Raw genomic sequence first — 21,105 nt, 5'->3', positions numbered from 1 at the left:
AGACACCCGCAAGTTGTACTAAGCCTTAGTGTATTTGTACTAAGGAATCCGCAAGTTGTATTAAGCCTCCGTGAATTTGTACTAAGGCATCCGCAAGTTGTACTAAGACTCCGTCAATTTGAAAAATGATACCCGCAACTTGTACTAAAGCATCCGCAAAATATCCTAAACTTTCGCAAATCCGATTTTTGATTTAAAATGAAACAAATCCGCCTTAGAATAAATTAATAGCAAAAGGGAATAATCCATTTACAAATAACCACATATTGCAATTATGAAATTAAATGATGTAATAGCAATAAGAGTGAAGAAATCGCCAAGTTGCGTATGAAGAATAATCACCTTAATTTCAAAGAATCCAAGTAAATTTCTCGGCGCTAAAACCCTTATCACCTATTTTTCCGAAAAAAAAGTTTGAATCGCCGCTCGCAGCCGCGTTGGTGTTTCACTTTTTGCGGCAGTTAAACTCATCGGCGGCGTCGAAAACAGCCCTCGAATCGTAACCCGAGACTCATTAGGTAGTTGTCTCTCAATTTCTTGATCAAGCGTTCCGGCAATCAGCAAAACCGGCTTCTTTTTCTTCAAAGAAAGGGAAATCACATATCCCGTCACCTTCCCCGAAAGCGAAGTCGCGTCAGCCTTCCCTTCTCCGGTAATCACCAAATCTGACTGAGCAATTGATTCAATTAGACCAATTACCTCAGCCACAAATTCACTCCCTGAAACCAACCTTGCCCCCAACGCCAAAAGCGCAAACCCCAAACCACCCGCTGCACCCGTGCCATCGCAGTCGCGAAGCGATTGGCCAACCGCCGATTCAAGCTTCTCTGCAAAATGATTCAAACCGAATTCAAAATCGGGGAATTCCGAAATGGGAACGCCCTTCTGTGGACCGAATACCGAAACCGCGCCGCGCGCGCCAAGGAGCGGATTCGTGACATCCGTTGGAATCGTTAAAGTGACACTAGCGTCTGCCAGCCATTGAATTGCGGGAAGAAGATCAAGCGTTTCAAGGCGATGAAGACCGTGATGACCGAGCGGAATAGAATTCCCTTCTGCATCGAGCAATTTTGCGCCCAGAGCCATCAAAAACCCCGCCCCACCGTCAATTGTAGCACTACCACCGATTCCCAACACAATCTCCTTAGCACCTAAGGCCACGGCGTGTTTGAGCAATTCGCCGGTGCCATAAGTGGTTGCCAAATGTGGTTGAAGCGTGCGGCAATGTGTGATTCCCGAAGCACTCGCCATATCCAAAAATGCGCGTTGATGTTGAGCGTCGAAGTAAAACGAAGCCGAAAGGGGTTCTTGAAGCGGACCTAAAACCTTCACAGAATGAGGAATTGCATGAAAGTGATTGGCTAAAATCTCCGCAGTGCCCTCACCGCCATCGGCCATTGGAAGAAGGGTAGTGTGAAAGGAAGAATGGAGTGCATCGCGAATCATCGCCGCGATTTCGTGAGCGGTAAAAGTGCCTTTGAAGGAATCGGGGGCAATGGTGATGTGCAAAGCTGTTACGATGAATTACGAATTGGTGAATAACAAATTCCAAAGGGGGAATATGTAAATAAAAAATATTATTGTGGAAAAGGGTTTACTTCATTGGTAAAGGCGGGAGAATGATGAATTCCTAATAATCCATCGATGGATAAATCTTCATCAATGAGTTTCCAATGAATGCCATAACCGGAGGATGAAATGTGGTAAGTCCGCCGTTCAATATCCGAGGCATTAAATAATCGTTTAGAAATCACATGCAAAGGAAATTCATACGCTTTACCATCAATAACGATATGCAAATTATCGTTGATAAAATCAATACCCTGAATCTCATGATACTTATTCATTTCTCCCTCCGTGAATTCGATTCCATTCTGTTTCAATTAACTCAAAATGTTCAAAAATAATTTTCTTGATTTAGCGTTTATCTTTTGTGTTGATTAATGAAAAAAATCGTGGGCATGAAATTGATGCTTTGATTTGAAGAGGAATAACACAATTTGGGCTTGTGCGGCTTGCAAAAGTGCAATCTTACTTCCCTATCCTATTAACTGATTCATTTCATTTTATTCCTTCAATTATTTTAACTTCTTCGATTTGAACAAGATTTTGCAATGCAGCACTGATAGGATGCTTGGGGTCTGATAGTTCTTTATAAACCTTTTCAATAGTTTTTAAATTCTTCTCGTCTTGCCCTTCATTCAGTTCCGGTAAATTGCCCAAATGCTTTAATACTTCTGCACCACCGGCTTTTATTTCTTCGGGCAAATACAATTCATACACCATTGCATCAATAAGTCGTTCAAAAAATGAAACATTTGAATCGCTATTATTTCTTTTTGAAATTATTATGCAGTCAACTATTTTTTTAAAAACCAAGAGAAGTTTTTCATTATATTCAACTACAGGAAGTTTTTCTAAATAAGTCTTTGAGATATTAACAGTTAATTCGGAGTTATTTGAAAAACTATTTGCATAATACCAATTCCAAATCTTTGAGTTTAGTAAAGCCACAAAAAACTCGTACATATTTTTATACTTCTCTTTCAGTAAAAGATTATTAATTGACGCAAAAGTTTTATGCCTATCAATATCAATTGTTGCTGTTAATGGATTTGTGCCACCGCTTATTCGTTGAATTAATATTTTTACAGGTGCCTCCCAAAGGTAGTCAGGGCGAGTTCTATGAATTTCATCTTTATTCCAAATTATGTTTTTGTTTACTGAATTCAGACCATATCTTCTTATCGTTTTTCCTTCAAGCATAGGAAAACTATTTTTAACTTTTGATTCTATTACAAGATGTTTGTGTGCAACTATCCCTTCAATAATATCAATACAAAAATCCCCTAAATGCTTTTTTCCGTCATAAATTTTATTTAATAACTCATTCGTATCGCTATCTGCAAAAAGATTAAATGTAAAACTTACATTTTTCAAGAATTGGTTTTGTTCTATTTCAGAAATATCAAATTCTTCTTTTGTAATGTCTTTAATGTTGGTAATAATTTTTGATTTATCGGAGATAGTTGGTTTTCGGTTATTCAACCGAAAAATAATTGTTGAGGCAGTAACATTATCAAATACTCCGCTTCCTAAATCAACCAGTTCATCAATCTTTGAATTCTCTAAAAGGTATTTGCGAACTAAGTCGTAGGTTGTTGTTCTCAATAGGTTGTTTGGAACTATATAAGTTATTATTCCATTCTTTCTACTTTCGAATAAACCTCTTAAAATGAATAAGGCGAATAGATTAATTTTACCAGATTGATTAGCCTTTGATTTTTTGTCTTTTGAGGCTAACAGTGAAAAATATATTTTTGAAATATAGTCTTTAAACTCATCAGAAAAGTCAGCATCACGTGTAAAAATATATGGTGGATTTCCAATTACAATATCAAAACCACTGGTAAGTCCAAACATCCATTCGGGGTCAAACCAAGGGGCAAATGTATTTTGGTCGTAAGGGTCAAAAGCCACAATCTGCTTAGCTACTGAAGTTTGCCAGCCATCGCTTTCCAGCATTTTAGCAATTTCCTGTCGTAGCTTTTTGTCTTGCTTCTGGTATTGTAGTTTTTCTTTACGGGTATTGGCTGTAAAGTATTTGTGGCGGAGTTCTTTCAGTTGGTTTTCTTTTACTTCAATTTCAGGGTTGCGTAAAAGTGTTTGTGCGGGTTTGTCCAAACCAATCAGCGTATTGGCCGCAACAAATTTGGTTTCCAAATTGGGCAAACTTCTAATGCCAAAATTTTCTTTGCTTGCCTGTTTGTTTTGGTCAATAATGAGCGAGATGAAAAAACGTAGTTTTGAAATCTGAACGGCTATGGGTTGGATATCTATTCCGTAAATGCAATTTTCAATAAGGAATAACTTTCTAGAGTAGTCATCAAAATTGTTTTCGCAATTGAAAATATCTTTGATTTCTTTCAATCGCTCTTGAACAGCTTGGATTGCTTTTTCTTTTACTGCGGCATCGTTTAAGCCCTCAATGGCGCGTTTATCTTTTTCAAGTTCATAAATTTTATCACCGATAATCTTTTTTTCTTGTTCGGTTCTCCACTTGCTATTATCTGGGTCAAGTTTGCCGAGCAGATGCACGAGTTTATGCAGCACACCCATCGGAAAAGCACCGGAGCCGCAAGCGGGGTCTAAAATCTTGCAGCGGTTAATGGCAGAAATCAGTTGATGGGTATCGGTGTAATTAAAAGGATTTGCTGAGACAGTGTAGGCAAATAAGTCACGCAGTTTCAGATTTAACTCCGATTCTTTTCCCTTCCAAGGATTGAGGTTTGCTTTTTCTTCCAATTTCAACTGTCCGCTGCGGGTATCATTTCCAAAGGCATCAATCTGCTCGTCACCAATAGTGAGTTGACCCAACGGTTCATCAAGCAATGCATTTTTAAGATACTCCAAGAGCGATTCATCCACCATATAGTTTACGATTTCACGCGGGGTATAAAAGCTGCCCGTTTGTTTTCTTGCGGTGGTTTGGGTTTCGGGGTTATAACTGGCAAGCAAATTTTCAAAGACTTTGCCCAAGAGTTCCGGATCGAGTGCAATTTCTTCCTCTATGGGAGTGTTTTCTGCAATAGTGAATTTGTAGCTATGTAAGAGGTTGAATAAGCCTTTTGATTTGTACTTTTTATTTTTTGTGGCATAAACCTTATTAAGGTCAATGTCTATTTCTTCACTAAAGAAAATGTAGTCGGGCACATAAGCTTGCTTCTTAGGGTTGCGGCTAAAACCATCTACATAAATATTTTTCCCCTGAGGATTATCTAAACAGTCAAATAAACCACCATTCAAAAAAGGAATATCTTTGAATATTTCAACTACTTCATTTTCGCTAATTTTAAAAAGATCAGCATAACGATAAAGATTTTTAACAGTGTATTCTTCTTCATTTGTTTTCCTGTCTCCATCTTTAGCAAATTTTCGTTCATCCATTTTTTGGTTTAGCGTTCCAAAAAATAAGTTTTGCAAAATGGCATTATAGTAGTTTGCAGACTTCTTATTCTTGTTGAAGTCTTTCAAGATTTTTTCTAAGTATTCTTTTCTGAACAGTGCATCGGGGACGAGTGATTTTTCTTTGATAAACCAAATGAAAATCACGCGAGTAATCAGGCGAATGAGATTCGTCGCATTTCGAACATCTTTCTTTTTCTCCAAATCGTCCGGGAAAGAAACATTGTCCATTGCCCAGAAATACCAATTGGAAAGCTCCTGAAAGAATTTTTTATTGAGTTCAGAAATATTGAGCGTAGCTTTCCACGCTTTATGCAGTTCTACAAAGCTGGTGAACTTATGCTCATTATAAAGTTCATTCAAGCTCAGGTCTTTTAGAATTTCTTTATGTGCTCTTTGTGGATTGGTAATGTCAATGTCTTTAATTAAGGTAACTTTCTCTAATACATCTTTACTGGTGTCTTTTTTGTGCAACCTGCGGTCAATGATGGAAAGCGTGAGTTTGTTACCGTAATGAAACAGAACGATTACCGGCATTTTAAAGGGCACATTCAGTTCCCGGGTAATCTTTACAAGCTCGCTTCTTTTGTAGCTTTCTTCTTTCAGTTGTATGGTGAAAAACAAGAAGCTTTGGTATTCGTTTCTGTCCACTTCGCCAGTTTCAAACAGCGCTTGCACACGGGTAATTTCTGCATCAGAGAATTGAAAAATAAACTCAATGTTTTGCCAATGGCTAACCAACGCTTTCTCTTGGTTGATGGCGTTTTTTGTGAGGCTGAAACTATCTATAAATCCTTCAAAAGTGGCGGGACTTATGCGTTGTGTTTTATGGCTCTGATAGTCTAAAGCTTTATAAAAAGCCAAACTACTTTCATACAGGTTTTTATTGTTGAAACCCTGAATCGCGGCTTCTATCTGCTTGAGTTTATCGTAGTCTTTATCTGTCATTGTTATGTATAGACGTTACATTTTGTTGGGCTTTCAGTAAGACTTTATGCAGTTTTTCTTGGAGCAACTTTTTGGATGGAAGAATGGTGTAGTACTGAGCAACGCGAATATTCCCTTTATCGAGTTCAAGTAATTCTATATGTTCTTGTGATTTATCGGCACATAAAATCAAGCCAATCGGTGACTCTTCATGTTCCTTTTTTTCGTATTTATTTAGCCATTTGAGATACAATTCCATTTGTGCTTTATAAGCGGTTTTAAATTTCCCGAGTTTCAGGTCAATGGCAACAAGCCGATGCAGTTGCCGATGATAAAAAAGCAAATCGATGTAATAATCTTCTCCATCAACCGAAATCCGTTTTTGCCGTGCCAGAAAAGCAAAATCATTTCCAAGTTCAGTAATAAAGCGTTGTAACTCTGCAATAATCGCTGATTCAAGATCTTTTTCACTAAAAGCATCTTGTAATCCCAAAAAGTCGAGTAGGTAAGGGTCTCTGAAAAATACGTCGGGCGAAACGGGTTGTCGATTTTGCAGGGCTTTTAGCTCTTTTTGAATGAGTTTTGAAGGCTTTTTAGATAAGGCGGTTCGTTCATATAACATACTATCTTTTCTTTCTCTAAGCTGGCGTACACTCCACTGTTCATTTTTGCAAAGTTGCATATAAAACTCTCGTTGCAAATCATCTTTGATGTAAATCAGTTCTTTGATATGTGACCAGCTCAATTCTCCCGACAGTGTATAGATAATTTTTTTGGAAGGAATTGTCTCTACGGTGTAGAGACAATTCCAAAGTTGTTGTTTAGTCCAGCCTTTCCCGAATTCTTCGGTGAGTTTAAGGGATAAGGTTTCAATGACTTGTTCTCCGTATCCTGCTCTCTTATTGTGAAGAATATCTGATTTGATCGTTTTCCCAATATTCCAATACAGCAATGTTAATTGCCGATTAACTGAAATGGCGATGGCCGATTTACTCTCGTTGATTAGAGTTCTGATAGAATCAAAAAGTAACTGGCTGCGATCAGTTTCTATTTTTCTTTTGGCCATTTTTATTTTAATAACAACCAAGTAATGAGTTCAAATTGATTTGCGCGATCAATTTGTTTTTCTTGTGGAATGATGGTTGCGCTGCGGCTACCTGAAAGCATACCTAAATTCTTTTTCTTGAAAGTGCTTGTAATCTCCTTTACAGCTTCAGCGAGCAAAGCCGCATATTGGCTTGTGTTTAATCCGTTGTTGGTTTCTTCATTAAACAAATCGCATAATTCCTGAATCGGCTCACTCTTGCCTGTGCAAAGCAAGCGGTAGATGTCTAGTATTTGTTTTGGGTGTGTAAAGTTGTAACGAACGGTACCGTCATTGCGAACATAAACTAAGAAATATGGTTGCAAAGGATTTACCTTTTCGTTTCCTGCACTATCGCCCAATTGACGCAAGCAAAATATTACACCGGGTTTTACGACATCCGTTGCATCGGGATTAAATAAAGAAGCTTCCACTGTATGAGGAACTAAAGCATAAATACCCAAAGGTGCAGTTTCCAATTGTTTTCGATTTGCTTCAATGAAGTTGAGCAAGTCCATTCGGAAATCGTCTAATGAGAAATTACTTAAAGAGACACCGCCTTCATTCAGTTCGTCCATATCAAGAACTTCTTCCTGTAAGCGTTTCAACTGTTTATCGCGAAATTTTAAATCATCTTCTATTAATTCACGAATCTGCTCAGTGTTCAGGATATTATCCTCGTTTGTTCCGCTAATATCAACTAAGGCCATTCTTGCCTCAACCCGTGATTTTAGTTTAATGTAATTGTCAAGGTCTTTGGTTGGCCAAAAGTTTACCAAATGAACTTTTTGATTGATTGAACCGATACGGTCTATACGTCCAAAACGCTGAATGATACGAACGGGATTCCAGTGAATATCATAGTTCACCAAGTAATCGCAATCTTGCAAATTTTGTCCTTCGCTGATACAATCGGTGGCAATGAGAATATCAATTTCACCATCCGAATCTTTTGGCATTGTTTTTTGAGAACTACGCTTTTTGCTTATTGGGGAAAAGTTGGTGAGTATGTGATTGAACTCTGTGTTTTCTGAAAAGCCTTTTGGCTTGAAAGTCGTTTTGTTTTCATTGCCTCCTGTAACCATAGCTATGTTTACTCTTAATTCTTCTTTTGCCCATTGCTCTAAGTGCTCATAAAGATATTTGGCGGTGTCTGCAAAGGCTGTAAATACAATTACTTTTTTATTTTCAGTACCGGTTTTGGTAATTGTAGGATTTTGAACCTTCTTCTTAATTAAAGATTTTAATACTTTAAGTTTTGCATCGCGTATAGGTTCTACATCTTTTGCTCTCAACAGTAATTCATACAATTGGTCTTTGTCTTCCTGCATTGCTGCTCTCCATTCCTTTAATTGCAGGTGACTCATTTTGAAAGTAAGCTTTTCACCTACCTCAAATGCTTCTCGTAATTCATCATCTTCAATGGCATCAATCTCTACTTCTTCCATTTCTAAATCTGGGTTATCATCTTTGTATTTTTGGAAACGGTCAATGCGTTTTTCTAAGTTTTCTATTCGGTTGATTGTTCGTTGCAGTGTTTCTCTGAAAGAATAGATGGAACTTTCCAAGCGTTTCATGAAATTAACTTTCATCATTCCAATTAAATAACTTTCACGTAGTTCCTGCGAGAACATTTTTACGGCTGAAGGCCCGGATTTTTTCATTACTTTATCTTCATACAACGCTTTGTGTTCGGGCAATACAAATGAACTTGGTGTAAAGTGAACCAGCTTGTATTTGCTTATTTTCTCATTGAGTTTATCATATGAAAGGAATTTATGTGCAGTGTCAATTTCAGGGTAAATTGAAAGAACAGGTTCGTGTTCTGGAAACCCACCAATTCTTTCCATTTCTGATTTGTAGTATTTAGTAATGTGTTTTCTTGAACGGGCAATGGTTAAAGCATCTAACAACTTAAAGAAAGCAGAATCCAAATTATTTAACAAATCTCTTGTTGTTCGTTCTTCCTTCATTCTCGCCTTAGCCCAATTGGTAAATCGTACTTGAGATTGTTTAAGCAATTCGGCAATACTTTCAATACCTAATCTTCCGTCATCATCACCTGCAAACGCATTGTCATTTTCTGCTGTGATATACATTAATTGATTCCGTAGGTCTTTCAATTCGTTGTTAACCGGAGTAGCACTTAGTAAAAGCACTTTTGTTTTTTTACCACCAAGTATGATGTCTTGCATCAATCTTTCGTAACGGCTTTTACGAATAGTGTTACCTTCCTCATCTTTCTTTCCCTTTTTATTATTCCTAAAATTGTGACTTTCATCGATTACCACCAAGTCGTAAGCTCCCCAATTGAAATTCGATAAATCAATGTTGTCCGCTTCTGTAAAACCTATTTCACGGCTTAAATCGGTATGATACATTACAGTATATGAAAAACGGTCTTTGGGGAAAGGGTTTAAGGTATGTCCTTTATGAGCTTGATAAATAGTCCAGTTGTCTCGCAATTTTTTGGGCGTTAAAACCAAAATGCGATAGTTAAGCATTTCGAAATACTTGATTACCGCTAATGCTTCATAGGTTTTACCCAAACCCACACTGTCAGCAATGATACAACCATTGTATTTTAAGATCTTATTGATTGCTCCTCTAACTCCGTGCTGTTGAAAAGTAAAAAGGGTTTTCCAAATTTCTGAATCGTATAGATTGGCTTTAATGTCATAAAGTCCCGAAGTATCTGTTTCATTCAAATATTGTTCAAAGATGTGGAATAAAGTTTTGTAATAGACAAATTCAGGGCTATTGTCACGATGAAGAAGTTCTATGTATTTAAGAACTTGCTCTTTTACATCTTCCACCTCAACATCTTCCATTTCATTATTCCATAATTTGTCAAACCATTCTTTTAAGTCAGTTAAATCCCTGCGGTCGTTAACCACTAGGTTAAGTTCTATGTTTGGATGAGCACCTAATCCAAGACCATTCACAGTAAAATTGGAACTTCCTGTAATAGCCTCCTCCACGCCATTAGGTTTTTCTATATGATAGAGTTTGCCGTGCAAAAAGTCAGGCCGCACCATAGATTTAATTTCAACCTTCTCTCTTATCCAGTTTGAACATTGTTTGGCTATAACTTTTTGTTGAAGTCTATTCTCAACAGGAATAACAAGTTTATCATCCTCTATTTTGTAATTCTTTGCTTCTGTAGAAGAAGCCACACTTTTTATAAAGCGAGGTTCGCCAAAAAGAAGTCTTAAAGAATTAACATTATCAAGTTGGGGTTTAAGTTTTTCGTAGGCGTAAATGGTAAAATATGCAGTAACAAAGGAAAGGTTAGAGTTGTTTACAATGTTGTCAACTAAGAAGTCGCCAACACTGCCATTAGAAAAGTTATCTCTAATGCTAATAACACTTTTAGTAATTACAGGTTCTTTCATTGTATTTATAAGTATCTTAATTAATTCACATTTGTTATTGGAGGGAAAGAGGTTTTATTCCGAATCTGGTTTGTATAGGAAAATTAGATAAACTCGTTATTCTTTCGCCAGTAAATAAAATTATTAAAAATATAAGAATCGAATAAAGTAGAATTAATAAATGAAGTGAATTATTATCGGTGTATAGAAATTTAAGGAGGGCAATTCTATTTTTATTTGCACACTCAGTAAGCCCTAAGTCCTTAAAAGTATATGCGGTCTGCAAATACCTTTTGAGTTTTCTACGTTCTCCATAAACCCAGCCTTAAGAACTGAATTAGGCTGATATTTATTTACAGCAATAATTCTAAAAAATATTTCCGTTAGTTCAACCCCTAAAGACTTATATGAATTACCAGACTTATTTGAACTTGAAAAACTTACACAAGGCGGAATTACAATGATGATTTCTGTTTTCGGTAAATTTTCAATTTCATCAATTAAATATTTAAAATCTAATATATTCTTTATTTCACAGTTTAGATTAAAAATTTTAATTAAAAGTGTCTATGGCAGGTTTCCAATAGTCAAAACTATAAAATATCTCATATCCCATCTGCCTGAATCCTTCAGAAAAACCCCCAGCACCGCAAAAGAAATCAATTGCTTTTAACTCGTTTTTTTAGCTTCTATCATGTAAACAAGCAAAAAAAACATGTCAATTTAAATATTGGATTAAAGTGGCGTATTGAAAAGACAATCAATAAATTCATCCATAGAACATTTGTTGTCCCCTCTTGTGTTATTCTTGTTTGAATGAAAATATATCTTGGGGCTTGTCCAAAGAAAACTATTATTAACATCACCAACTAAAATTGATGTATAACGAGTTCTGCTTTTATATTCAATATCATTTTCCCACCCGTTATAGTGTGAGTGTTTAGTATGGGGTTTGTAATAATTATTAGGGGTATATCTCGCATTTCCGGATAATACATCTCGTTTAGGTTCAAATGCATCGCCAAGGATATTATAACGCGAGTTTTTTGCTTTCTTTACGTTTTCATCTAAACTTTGCCAATAGTCATATTGTGAATCATAAGCGTGAGCTACTTTCATCAAATAAAATAAAGCATTTTCACCAACACTCTTTTTCATTTTGCCTAAAACCCAATTACCGACCCAATCAGTTGATGAATAATAAGTTCGCATGTGATGCTTACATGTAGAAAGTGTAATCAATCCTCCCTGAAAGTTAGGTCCTGAACCATATTGAATAAGAGTTTCTCCTTTCCAATCAAAAGTCTTTAATATGTAAGCTCGGACTTCTTTCCCACCACTTTGTTTAAGTCTTTGTTTTAAGTCTCTAAGGGAAAGATTCATGTTGGCTTTTAGCTTTCCTTTTGTAGGAAAAGGTTGGGTTTCGCTTAAAGGATTTTTACAGCGTAATTCTTCTATCTTCTCTAATTGTCGTGGTGTGCAGGTCATAGGTGGAAATGTTTTGTTAATCGAGATTATTTAATGTAATAATTGTTAATCAATTTTGAAAAGCAAAAAACAAACTTGCACACCCCAATCCATTTCCGTACGTTTATAGCAGTTATGAAGTAATTTTCTTCTCTGTTAAAAATGAACCTGAAATCATTGTGCGATTTCCTTGCGAAGTCTAACACCCGTTTCAGAATGTCCCTTTTCCCGACTTTTTAGCGGAGACAATGCGGGCGCGCATTGCCAACTTATCAGCACCGTAGTATGATTCAGCTGACGCTTCTTCGCAAACTCGTAATGGCCCTTACGGGTCTCTTCCTCTGTGTTTTCCTTGTGATTCATCTCCTTGGAAACCTTCAACTCTTCTTGCCAAAAGAACACGCGCAAGAACAATTCAACGCCTATTCTCAACTGCTTTCCGGTAACCCACTGATTAAAGTGGTCTCGATTGTGCTGTATCTCAGCATTTTGGCGCATGCCATTTATGCCGTGGTCATTACGATTTACAATCGCAAATCGGGCGGAAATTACACGCACGATAGCCGCAGTAAAGTCAGCCCGTGGTATAGCCGCTCGATGGGCGTTTTAGGGACGGTTCTCTTTGTGTTCATTGTGGTTCACTTCCAAAACTTCTGGTATTACTACAAGTTCACCGCAATGCCACTTGATGCGTGGGGTCGAAAGGATTTATACAGCGCGGTTGTGAATTTATTCGCCAACGGTTGGTATGTGGTGCTTTATGTCGTCTCGATGATTGCAATGGGATATCATCTTTTGCACGGCGTTTACAGCGCAGTGCGAACCTTGGGGCTATATCATCCTAAGTATGTCAATGCCGTGAAATTCGCCGGCGTGGCCTATACCGTCATCATTGCCGGCGGCTTCACCATCATTCCGATTTATGTCTTCTTTGTTCAGCATCAAGAGAAGGTGCTCTCGTTTTTGCAGGTGAAATAGGAAGTTAAGGACTGTGTAATCCTGCACGAGGCAATTAGAAGTAGCCTCGGCTTATCAAAACCACAGAGGTGATGAGAAAATTGTATGAAAAAGTCGCTATGTCTTTTTTTTTAATTGATTAATTCTCAGTGTCCTTTGAGTTCTTCCTTTGTGAACTTTGTGTTTGTAATTCAATAACACGGAGGACGCAGAGAAAAGCCACAAAGAGCACCAAGAGAAAAGAAAAATTGTAAGGTGGTTTCGACTGGCTCAACCACCATAAAGATGAAGGGCTCGCAGATTCCGGACAAGCCGGAATGACATGTAGGGCACACCGATTCCCGACGCGTCGCAGTAGCGACTTGCGGGAATGACATGAAAGGGTTATTGACGGTGGTTTCGACAAGCTCAACCACCAAGAAAAAAAGGACACTTTGAACGGCAAAGCATTGCCAAAACACTAAACCACAGGAGGAGTACACCGTGGCCGCATTAAATACACCCGAAACCGTAGAACGCAAGGCTTCTATTGAAGCACTTCGCGAAAACACCCCGCTCGAATTAAAATATCCGGAATTCGGAATCACCGAAGGCAAACCGATTGCCGCGCAAATTCCGCCCGGCGACTTGGAAAAAAAGTGGCAATACTTTAAAGACCACGCCGGACTTGTCAGCCCCGCTAATCGAAAAAAACTCAATGTCATTGTCATCGGTACCGGACTCGCCGGCGCTTCTGCCGCGGCCTCGCTTGGGGAAATGGGGTACAATGTCACATCCTTCTGCTTTCAAGACTCCCCGCGGCGCGCGCACAGCGTGGCCGCTCAAGGCGGTGTGAACGCCTGCAAAAATTATAAGAACGATGGCGATAGCATTTTTCGAATGTTTTACGATACACTCAAGGGCGGCGACTTCCGCGCCCGCGAAGCCAATGTGTATCGGCTTGCCGAGTGCTCGCAGCTGCTCATCGATCAAGCTGTGGCGCAAGGCGTGCCCTTCGCTCGCGAATACGGCGGCTATCTCAATAACCGTTCTTTCGGCGGTGTGCAAGTCAGCCGTACCTTTTATGCCCGCGGGCAAACCGGACAGCAATTATTGCTCGGTGCCTATCAAGCCCTGATGCGACAAGTCGGTGCGGGCACAGTGAAATTGAATCACAGTCATGAAATGCTCGATCTCGTCCTCTCCGATGGTCGTGCCGTTGGGGTGATTGCTCGCAATTTGATTACCGGTGAAATCGAGCGGCACGCGGCGCACGCCGTCATATTGGCGACCGGCGGATACGGAAAAATCTACTACCTCTCTACGCTTGCAATGGGTTGCAATGCTTCGGCGATTTGGCGAGCGCACAAAAAGGGCGCGTTTATGGCTTCGCCGAGTTGGATTCAATTCCACCCGACATCGCTGCCGCAAATGGGTGAACATCAATCGAAACTTACATTAATGTCTGAATCGCTTCGGAATGACGGGCGAATTTGGGTCCCGAAGAAAAAGGATGAAAGCCGACATCCGAATCAAATTCCGGAAGAAGACCGCGACTATTATCTCGAGCGGCGATATCCCTCGTTTGGTAATCTTGCCCCGCGCGATATTTCATCGCGTGCCGCAAAAGAGCGCATTGATGCCGGCTTTGGTGTAGGGCCGCAAAAGAATGCCGTTTATCTCGATTTCTCCGCCGCCATTAAAGCGCAAGGCAAAAAGAAGATTGCCGAAAAGTATGGAAATCTCTTTGATATGTACCGCAAAATCACCGGCATCGATGCGTATGAAGAGCCGATGAAGATTTCACCTTCAGCACATTTTACGATGGGTGGCTTGTGGGTCGATTACGATTTGCAAACCACCATCCCCGGCCTTTTCGCCGCCGGAGAAGCCAACTTTGCCGACCACGGCGCAAACCGATTAGGCGCCAATTCACTCTTGCAAGCCTCCGTGGATGGCTACTTCATTCTGCCATACACGCTTCCCAATTTTCTCTCGAAACAATTGAAGACGCCTTTGGTGAGCACGAAAGATCCCGTGTTTGATGAAGCTGAGGCGGCAGTTCGCGCGCAATTAAATCGGTTTGTCGCAATCAAAGGCGATAAAACGGCGGAAGAATTTCATAAGGAACTCGGGAAGCTGCTGTATAACTACTGCGGACTTTCGCGCAACCGCGTAGGGCTTGAAACCGCGATTCGCGAGATTCGAAAACTCAAAGACGAATTCTATACCCGCTTGATGGTTCCTGAAAATCCGGATACAATGAATGTGGAATTGGAAAAAGCGGGGCGCGTGGCGGATTACTTTGAAATTGGTGAACTGATGTGCTTCGATGCCCTTACGCGTGAAGAATCGTGTGGGGCGCATTTCCGCGATGAATTCCAAACCGGCGAAGGCGAAGCCAAGCGCAATGATGACAGCTATCGCTTTATTTCAGCGTGGGAGTGGAATAAAGGTAACGGACCGATTCTGCATCGCGAGTCGCTCGAGTTCGAAGCGGTGAAACTCGCTGAACGGTCGTATAAGTAAAATTCGAGGTGGTTGAGCTTGTCGAAACCACCGAGTCGTTTGCAACATACAGTAACCAAGTCATTTCGAGCGGAGCGAGAAATCTCAGAATTTCAGCACGTACCAAAACGAAGGGGATGAAGTGAAGAATCCACCGATCGAATTGAAAAAAAGATAGCCATTCAAGTAAAATGAGTCTCATCAGAGTCATCCTCTCAATAATATTTCCGCCGCTTGCTGTGGTCGATAAAGGCTGTGGGAGTTTTGTGATTGTGTTTATTCTTACGCTTTGCGGTTGGGTTCCGGGTGTGATCGCAGCGCTTATTATTTTGAATAAGCAAAAGGATTGACATAAGAAAAATCGAGACAATAATATTTCATTCCAGCGCGCGAAGAATTGAGGTGGCCACGGCTTGTCGAAACCACCGAGTCGTTTGCAACATACAGTAACCAAGTCATTTCGAGTGAAGCGAGAAATCTCAGAATTTCAGCACGCACAAAATGAAGTGGTTGAAGGGTTGAAACCACCGTGAGCACGACAACCATCGGGTTAATTTCGACAAGCTCAATCAACCCGACTTGACCAAAAGAGAAAATTGAATTTGTTTTTGAAGTAGAAGTAAAAGGAGTAACAATGAAGCTACATCTTAAAATTTGGCGACAAGCTCACCCGGAAGCGCAAGGGGAATTCAAGGACTACACCCTTGAAAAAATGGAACCCGATATGTCTTTCCTCGAAATGCTCGATGCGCTTAATATTCAATTGGTGAAGAAAGGGGAAAGGCCTGTAGTATTTGATCACGATTGCCGCGAGGGCATTTGCGGACAGTGCGGAATGATGATCAACGGCCAAGCGCACGGGCCTATCAGCGGGATAACTACATGTCAATTGCACTTGCGTTCGTTCAACGATGGCGATCATATCAACATTGAGCCTTTTCGCGCAAAAGGATTTCCGATTCGAAAAGACTTGCGTGTTGACCGTTCTGGGTTTGACCGCATTATCGCCGTGGGCGGATTCATCTCCGCGAGCACCGGCTCGGCACCTGAAGCCAATAACATTTTAATTTCTCACGAGGTCGCCGAATCAGCCTTCGATTCTGCAGCGTGCATAGGCTGCGGAGCCTGCGTTGCGACATGCAAAAACGGCAGTGCTGCGCTATTCACCTCGGCGAAAATCACGCATTTGGCAAAATTGCCTCAAGGCAAGGTTGAAGCGGCAAAGCGCGTTACGGCAATGGTTGAACAAATGGATAAGGAAGGCTTTGGCCACTGCACCAATACTGAAGCCTGCGAAGCCGAATGCCCAATGGGCGTTTCGGTGCTGAATATCGCACGGATGAATTGGGAATACAATACGGCGCAATTGCTTGGGGTGTAAGTCGCTCAAAGGAATGCGGGAGAGTCTCTCTTTAATTTAGCTGAAAAGGGTTTCGTTTAGAGTTTGTCAACAATTGCTTCAAACCAAAATGAAATAGAATGTGATTTTCTTGGACGGATTAAGCAAACTAACCTCTAAAAAAATCTATGAGAATCTTTTCAAATTCTACCAAATCGCTCTGTTGCAACTTGCCTATTTTTTTGATGATGATCGTATGATTAATCGTAGCGAATTTCATTCGAATTAATGAAGGCTTAGGTAATCCGCTTTCCATTCTTGAATAAAATAGTCACCAAACCGTTTTGGTGTTTCTAAATTACTGGTAATGAACGCGATAACCACATCGCCGCTTTGATTGTAAGTTTCCGGTGAGAGAATGAGCGCAGGGCGGCGTTTTATGGCGGATAAATCCGTAAATGGGAAGGGTACAAGAACGATGTCGCCTTTATTACAATCGATCATAAATGGAATCGGCTTCGTTATCCCATTCCTTGAACGATTGCTCAGAAAGCCTCATCAAATCAAGTGTTTCTTGCTTTTCTGAAATATAGCTGTTAAGCAATTCTTCAATGAACGCATGAAGAGATATTCCTTGCTTTTTTGCCATTAAAGAAAGCGACTTTTCTTGATGCTCGTCGATATTGAGGTGAATCGTCATATTCTTCGAATAAAATTTTTGTAGAAAAAGAGGAAATATTTTAAGGATTTTCAAAAATGAAAGTTAATCTATTTACTGAAATCCAAAAAAGAGGAAAAGGTAAAAATTGTTTTCATGACCTCAGAATCACAATTTTTGCCGCACCCCGCTAAATTGCTTGGGGTGTAAAATAGTAAACCGAATCAAGAAACGAACTTATGAATTTTCTTGATTCGGTTTTTCTATATGCTACTTTATCCCTCGTAAGTGATGCATCACATAAAGTTTATAGGCCGCAACCCCAAACAGAAGCAGCGATAAAATGAAAGAAAGAAATTCGAAAACGAGCGGTTCATCCATACTCATAGGATCCATATCATCACTGTGATACCAATTTCCACTAAGCAATTCATTCTGTTTACGGAGCAATTCCGCTTGCTGTGCATCTGTTTCAACAACAATAAAAGTGGTGTAACAAGTTAAAAGTGACTTTGTGACGGAAAAATACACAGCTTTATGCCAATCTGTTGAAAGGAATGAATTATTATTTTCGAGGTAAGCCGAAAATGCAGCAAGTTGCAGTCCCGCTTCCCAAATATTATGAGATAAATGATTTTCTAAAAGCGGAGTATTGGGAAAAAATATGAGCGATCCTTCCTTTTTATCATCCAAAAAGTATGAAACTTGGCTTGGGCTACTATAAACATAAACACTTCGATTAACTAAATGAATAGGGAAACACTCCCTATTTACCAACTGAAAATCGCGCGCAAGACTATATTCAGCTAAAGGCCTACCCGGAATATGGAAAAATAATGATGGGGCCTCAGGAAATAGTTGTTTGTACAATGGATAACTATTTGATATTACTGAATTATAAAAATTTCGGGTAAGTGGAACAAGAATAGGATACTTATCAGAAGACGGGTTTTGAATAGAATTTTTCTCAATGGATTTAATTAATCGATCTAAGAAAAACCCACCTTCAAAGGTAGGATTTTTTAGTAGGACTTTATTCTTAATATCATATACTTGGCTTAAATCATAAGTCTCTACTTTATAACCAACAAATGATACCTTAGAATTCGGAACTAATTCGGGATAGGCTGATAGTAGGGAATCAATTGCTTGAATACTCGATTTAAGAATAAATTCTGCATTTCGCGAACAGTCAATGGCAAAATGAAAATAAGGAGATCGATTTACTTTTGGTAATTGAACTTTATATGATGGAGGAATATAAATTCCATTTGAGAACTCAATTGGATTTTGTGGTAAATTAGATGAAGACGCGAGCTGAATATTTAATTGGTCAATTTGAAAAGAGAATGGCTCTTTATGACAAATTTGGAAACCCGTCCGACGAATTTCAGATTTTGAAAATGGAAAAACACGAAGAGAATAAGAATTAGGAGAATTCATATAAATGACACCCGGGTCTTGCATCTGTCTTAAAATGCCCTTGTAAATCAATAAAGCAGCTTTTCGCTCGGTAAGTAGTCCGTATTTTCTCCGATCATTGACATCAAGGTAATAATTTGAAATTAATGCGCCGTCTGGTAAATGAAAAGAGGTTTGATACTCGCTCATACCAAGCCTTTCGTCACCTTGAATTTCCAAATGAACCCAACTTTTCCAATAACCATTCACCGAGTCATATTCGGAACTAACTAAAGAGCCAATTATAGTGGGTTTTACAGCCGCAGGATTTTCATTTAACGGGGAAAATATTTTATCATGAGAAGAGCCATATAAAGCAGAATAAACGAAACTAAATCGATTATCGAATAATGATGTATGACCGAAAATTAAATAAGATTGAACTGATTCAATAATAGGAATGGATTTATTAGAATAAAATGAGTTTCTATCTCGTGAACCAAACTCAAGAACTTCCCGAAAATAGGGGTAAAGTTTATCTAAATCGAGCGCATACTCTTTCCCTTCAATAGGATTTAGAACATATTCAAATGCTTCATCAAATTTTGCTTTCTCTCGGAAACTTGAAGCAAAAATAATAAGTGGAATAATGAATAGGGAAAAGAAATAAAGTAGCGATAAAAAGCGAGTAGAATAATTAGTTCTGAGAAAGCGGTAATCTTGAAATAGTTGAAAAGAGTGTATTATGAATAATACAAATGGAACAAACATCAAACCGCCCAAACCAAAGGCTAAGATGGCTAATGCAGCAAGCGGGATTAGTGGAAGAAATACCAAAGTAAAGTATAAGGTATAAGAAAAAGTAATTGAGAGGAGCAAAAATCTGAAAAAAGTCCAACTAGGAGGAATAAATGAAGAGAATGTAAGGATAATTCCGGTAAGAGTTGCTAAAAAGTAAAATCCTACATGATTAAAATTGCCAAACATTCCTGAATGATTAGAAAACGAATCATCATAAGAGTGGTTTGAGAATATGTAGTTATTAAGGTATAAACCAAAGATAGGTAAAAGAAGGGTGAAAAATAAGCGAAAGAGTGAAGAATTGATTAAAGAACGCTCATTATTTTCAAAAACTCTAAAATAAACGAAGCGAACAAAAAGAAAAAGCAAATAAACAAAAATTAAGCCCAAAAATATTAAACCAAAATGAAAAATAAATGCCGTTACTTCAATTCCATTAAAAAAGGGATTCGTATCATTAAACCAAAAACCAAGCAACTTTAATTGTGAGATTATAAGAGGAAAAATAATGACGAAAGAAACATAAAAAATAGTAGGTAAAATAAATAATCTAAGTAGCCAAGACGATGAAAAAGGAAGTTTATCTGTTCTTTCAGTTAAAATTGAAAATATCACAAAACCGGCGAAAGCACCCGGAGATAAAAGGATTAGGCATATAAAAGAAAGCTTATTTGGGATAAAATCGAAAATAGGAGTTGACGGGGTAAAAAGACTGAAAAGAACAAAATAGGAAATGATAAATGCAGAATGTAAAACAAATATCGAAAAAGCGTCATTTAAGTGAAAAAACGATTTTTCTCGAATTCTTTTATATAAATGAAAAGAAGAATATATAATGATACCCAATAAGAAGCCAATCAACCCAATCCACGTTACGAGTGCATATCGTGATAACTGATGATGAACAGAAACAAGATCGGAAAGAAAGAAATAAATAAATATGGCAACAGGGAAAATACTAAGTATGAAGAATAGCGCGGGATGAAGTTGGTTTTTCATAATCAATGATTTTTATTAGTATGAAGTTCAAGGCTATCAAAAAAAAGAAAAAATTAATGATACCAATTGCTTCATGAATAAGTAATGGATTTTGAAATTGAGAAACCAAAGGCGTTGAGTTGAAATGAATCCGAGATAATATTCTTGCGGTATTTGCAAGTATAACCACAACATACGCAATTAAAAGAGAGAGAATGTTAAAGAGAAAAATGTTATAAAAGCCTTTAATCAGCTTTGAATAATGATACACGCACAGGAGAAAAAGCATCATGAAAAAGTTATAAGCAGAGCATCCCTTTTCGATAGTAATATTCAATCTGGGATGAAAGTAACCATAAGTAGAAGAGTAAATCGACTCTGACCCTGATAGAATACTCACAAGAAAATTTACCGGAGAAAGTAGAAAGAGCATGTCTTCACACGCTGCATATTTAAAGAAATACTTAAACCCAACGAAAATAATGGCTGCGAGAAGAACATAAATAATGAGGAGCTTTTTCATAAAGTATTTTTATTCTCAAAGATATCGAGTGAAGTTGACATTTAAGGGTGCAAATATTCCCCTATACTCGTCCAAAACGACCTTCAACAGAGAAGAATTAAGCAATTAGAAGAGCAAATTATTGGGATTTAATCAACATATTTA

15 protein-coding genes are annotated in these 21,105 nt (G+C 38.6%); 4 read left to right on the top strand and 11 right to left on the bottom strand.

The genetic code is table 11. The features are described 5' to 3' along the window. Positions 1–393: 393 nt before the first annotated feature. The 6 genes from SFU91_15110 to SFU91_15085 form a co-directional block, all read right to left on the bottom strand. On the bottom strand, positions 394–1,509 hold the full coding sequence (locus SFU91_15110; protein ID MDX2130363.1) for a glycerate kinase: 1,116 nt from the start codon (positions 1,507–1,509) through the stop codon (positions 394–396). Between the two features lie 68 nt (positions 1,510–1,577). Next, the gene (locus SFU91_15105; protein MDX2130362.1) at positions 1,578–1,847 is read right to left on the bottom strand and encodes a DUF2442 domain-containing protein; all 270 of its coding nucleotides are present in this window, start codon (positions 1,845–1,847) and stop codon (positions 1,578–1,580) included. 214 nt (positions 1,848–2,061) lie between these two features. Next, positions 2,062–5,913, bottom strand: coding sequence for a TaqI-like C-terminal specificity domain-containing protein (locus tag SFU91_15100; GenBank protein ID MDX2130361.1), 3,852 nt, complete (start codon positions 5,911–5,913; stop codon positions 2,062–2,064). Then, entirely contained in the window at positions 5,903–6,958 is a 1,056-nt protein-coding gene (locus SFU91_15095; GenBank protein ID MDX2130360.1) for a PDDEXK nuclease domain-containing protein, read from the bottom strand. The genes SFU91_15100 and SFU91_15095 overlap by 11 nt, the downstream gene beginning before the upstream one ends. A 2-nt stretch (positions 6,959–6,960) precedes the next feature. Continuing rightward, positions 6,961–10,371 (bottom strand): helicase-related protein, encoded by a 3,411-nt coding sequence (locus SFU91_15090; protein ID MDX2130359.1) that lies wholly within the window; start codon positions 10,369–10,371, stop codon positions 6,961–6,963. Positions 10,372–11,085: 714 nt separating this feature from the next. Beyond that, a complete protein-coding gene (locus SFU91_15085; GenBank protein MDX2130358.1) occupies positions 11,086–11,838 on the bottom strand; it encodes a hypothetical protein in 753 nt (250 codons plus the stop codon). A gap of 264 nt (positions 11,839–12,102) precedes the next feature. On the opposite strand from SFU91_15085, the gene SFU91_15080 reads away from it, so the two are divergent. From SFU91_15080 to SFU91_15070, 3 genes are all read left to right on the top strand, one after another. Further along, the gene (locus tag SFU91_15080; GenBank protein MDX2130357.1) at positions 12,103–12,795 is read left to right on the top strand and encodes a succinate dehydrogenase cytochrome b subunit; all 693 of its coding nucleotides are present in this window, start codon (positions 12,103–12,105) and stop codon (positions 12,793–12,795) included. Positions 12,796–13,257: 462 nt separating this feature from the next. Beyond that, positions 13,258–15,282 carry a fumarate reductase/succinate dehydrogenase flavoprotein subunit gene (locus SFU91_15075; protein MDX2130356.1) on the top strand — a complete coding sequence of 675 codons (2,025 nt, stop codon included), beginning with the start codon at positions 13,258–13,260 and terminating at the stop codon, positions 15,280–15,282. 170 nt (positions 15,283–15,452) lie between these two features. Next, positions 15,453–15,611: a YqaE/Pmp3 family membrane protein gene (locus SFU91_15070; protein ID MDX2130355.1), complete on the top strand. Its 159-nt coding sequence runs from the start codon at positions 15,453–15,455 to the stop codon at positions 15,609–15,611. Here SFU91_15070 and SFU91_15065 read toward each other — a convergent pair. Beyond that, the gene (locus tag SFU91_15065; protein MDX2130354.1) at positions 15,586–15,834 is read right to left on the bottom strand and encodes a hypothetical protein; all 249 of its coding nucleotides are present in this window, start codon (positions 15,832–15,834) and stop codon (positions 15,586–15,588) included. The genes SFU91_15070 and SFU91_15065 overlap by 26 nt on opposite strands. Positions 15,835–15,895: 61 nt before the next feature. Between SFU91_15065 and SFU91_15060 the strand changes: the two genes are divergently transcribed. Continuing rightward, the gene (locus SFU91_15060; protein ID MDX2130353.1) at positions 15,896–16,642 is read left to right on the top strand and encodes a succinate dehydrogenase/fumarate reductase iron-sulfur subunit; all 747 of its coding nucleotides are present in this window, start codon (positions 15,896–15,898) and stop codon (positions 16,640–16,642) included. Positions 16,643–16,885: 243 nt separating this feature from the next. Here the strand turns inward: SFU91_15060 and SFU91_15055 are convergent, their stop codons facing one another. From SFU91_15055 to xrtK, 4 genes are all read right to left on the bottom strand, one after another. Next, complete coding sequence (locus tag SFU91_15055; GenBank protein ID MDX2130352.1) at positions 16,886–17,104, bottom strand: type II toxin-antitoxin system PemK/MazF family toxin; 219 nt, start codon at positions 17,102–17,104, stop codon at positions 16,886–16,888. After that, positions 17,091–17,300: a hypothetical protein gene (locus SFU91_15050; GenBank protein MDX2130351.1), complete on the bottom strand. Its 210-nt coding sequence runs from the start codon at positions 17,298–17,300 to the stop codon at positions 17,091–17,093. Before SFU91_15050 ends, SFU91_15055 begins: the two co-directional genes overlap by 14 nt. Positions 17,301–17,528: 228 nt before the next feature. Then, positions 17,529–20,459, bottom strand: a complete 2,931-nt coding sequence (locus tag SFU91_15045; protein MDX2130350.1) for an MSEP-CTERM sorting domain-containing protein — start codon at positions 20,457–20,459, stop codon at positions 17,529–17,531. Beyond that, positions 20,419–20,961 carry an exosortase K gene (xrtK, locus tag SFU91_15040; protein MDX2130349.1) on the bottom strand — a complete coding sequence of 181 codons (543 nt, stop codon included), beginning with the start codon at positions 20,959–20,961 and terminating at the stop codon, positions 20,419–20,421. The genes SFU91_15045 and xrtK overlap by 41 nt, the downstream gene beginning before the upstream one ends. Between the last annotated feature and the right edge of the window lie 144 nt (positions 20,962–21,105).

Source organism: Chloroherpetonaceae bacterium (genome assembly GCA_033763895.1).
In the GTDB taxonomy this organism is placed as follows: Bacteria; Bacteroidota; Chlorobiia; order Chlorobiales; family Thermochlorobacteraceae; genus JANRJQ01.
This window is presented reverse-complemented; position numbering and strand designations above follow the sequence as displayed.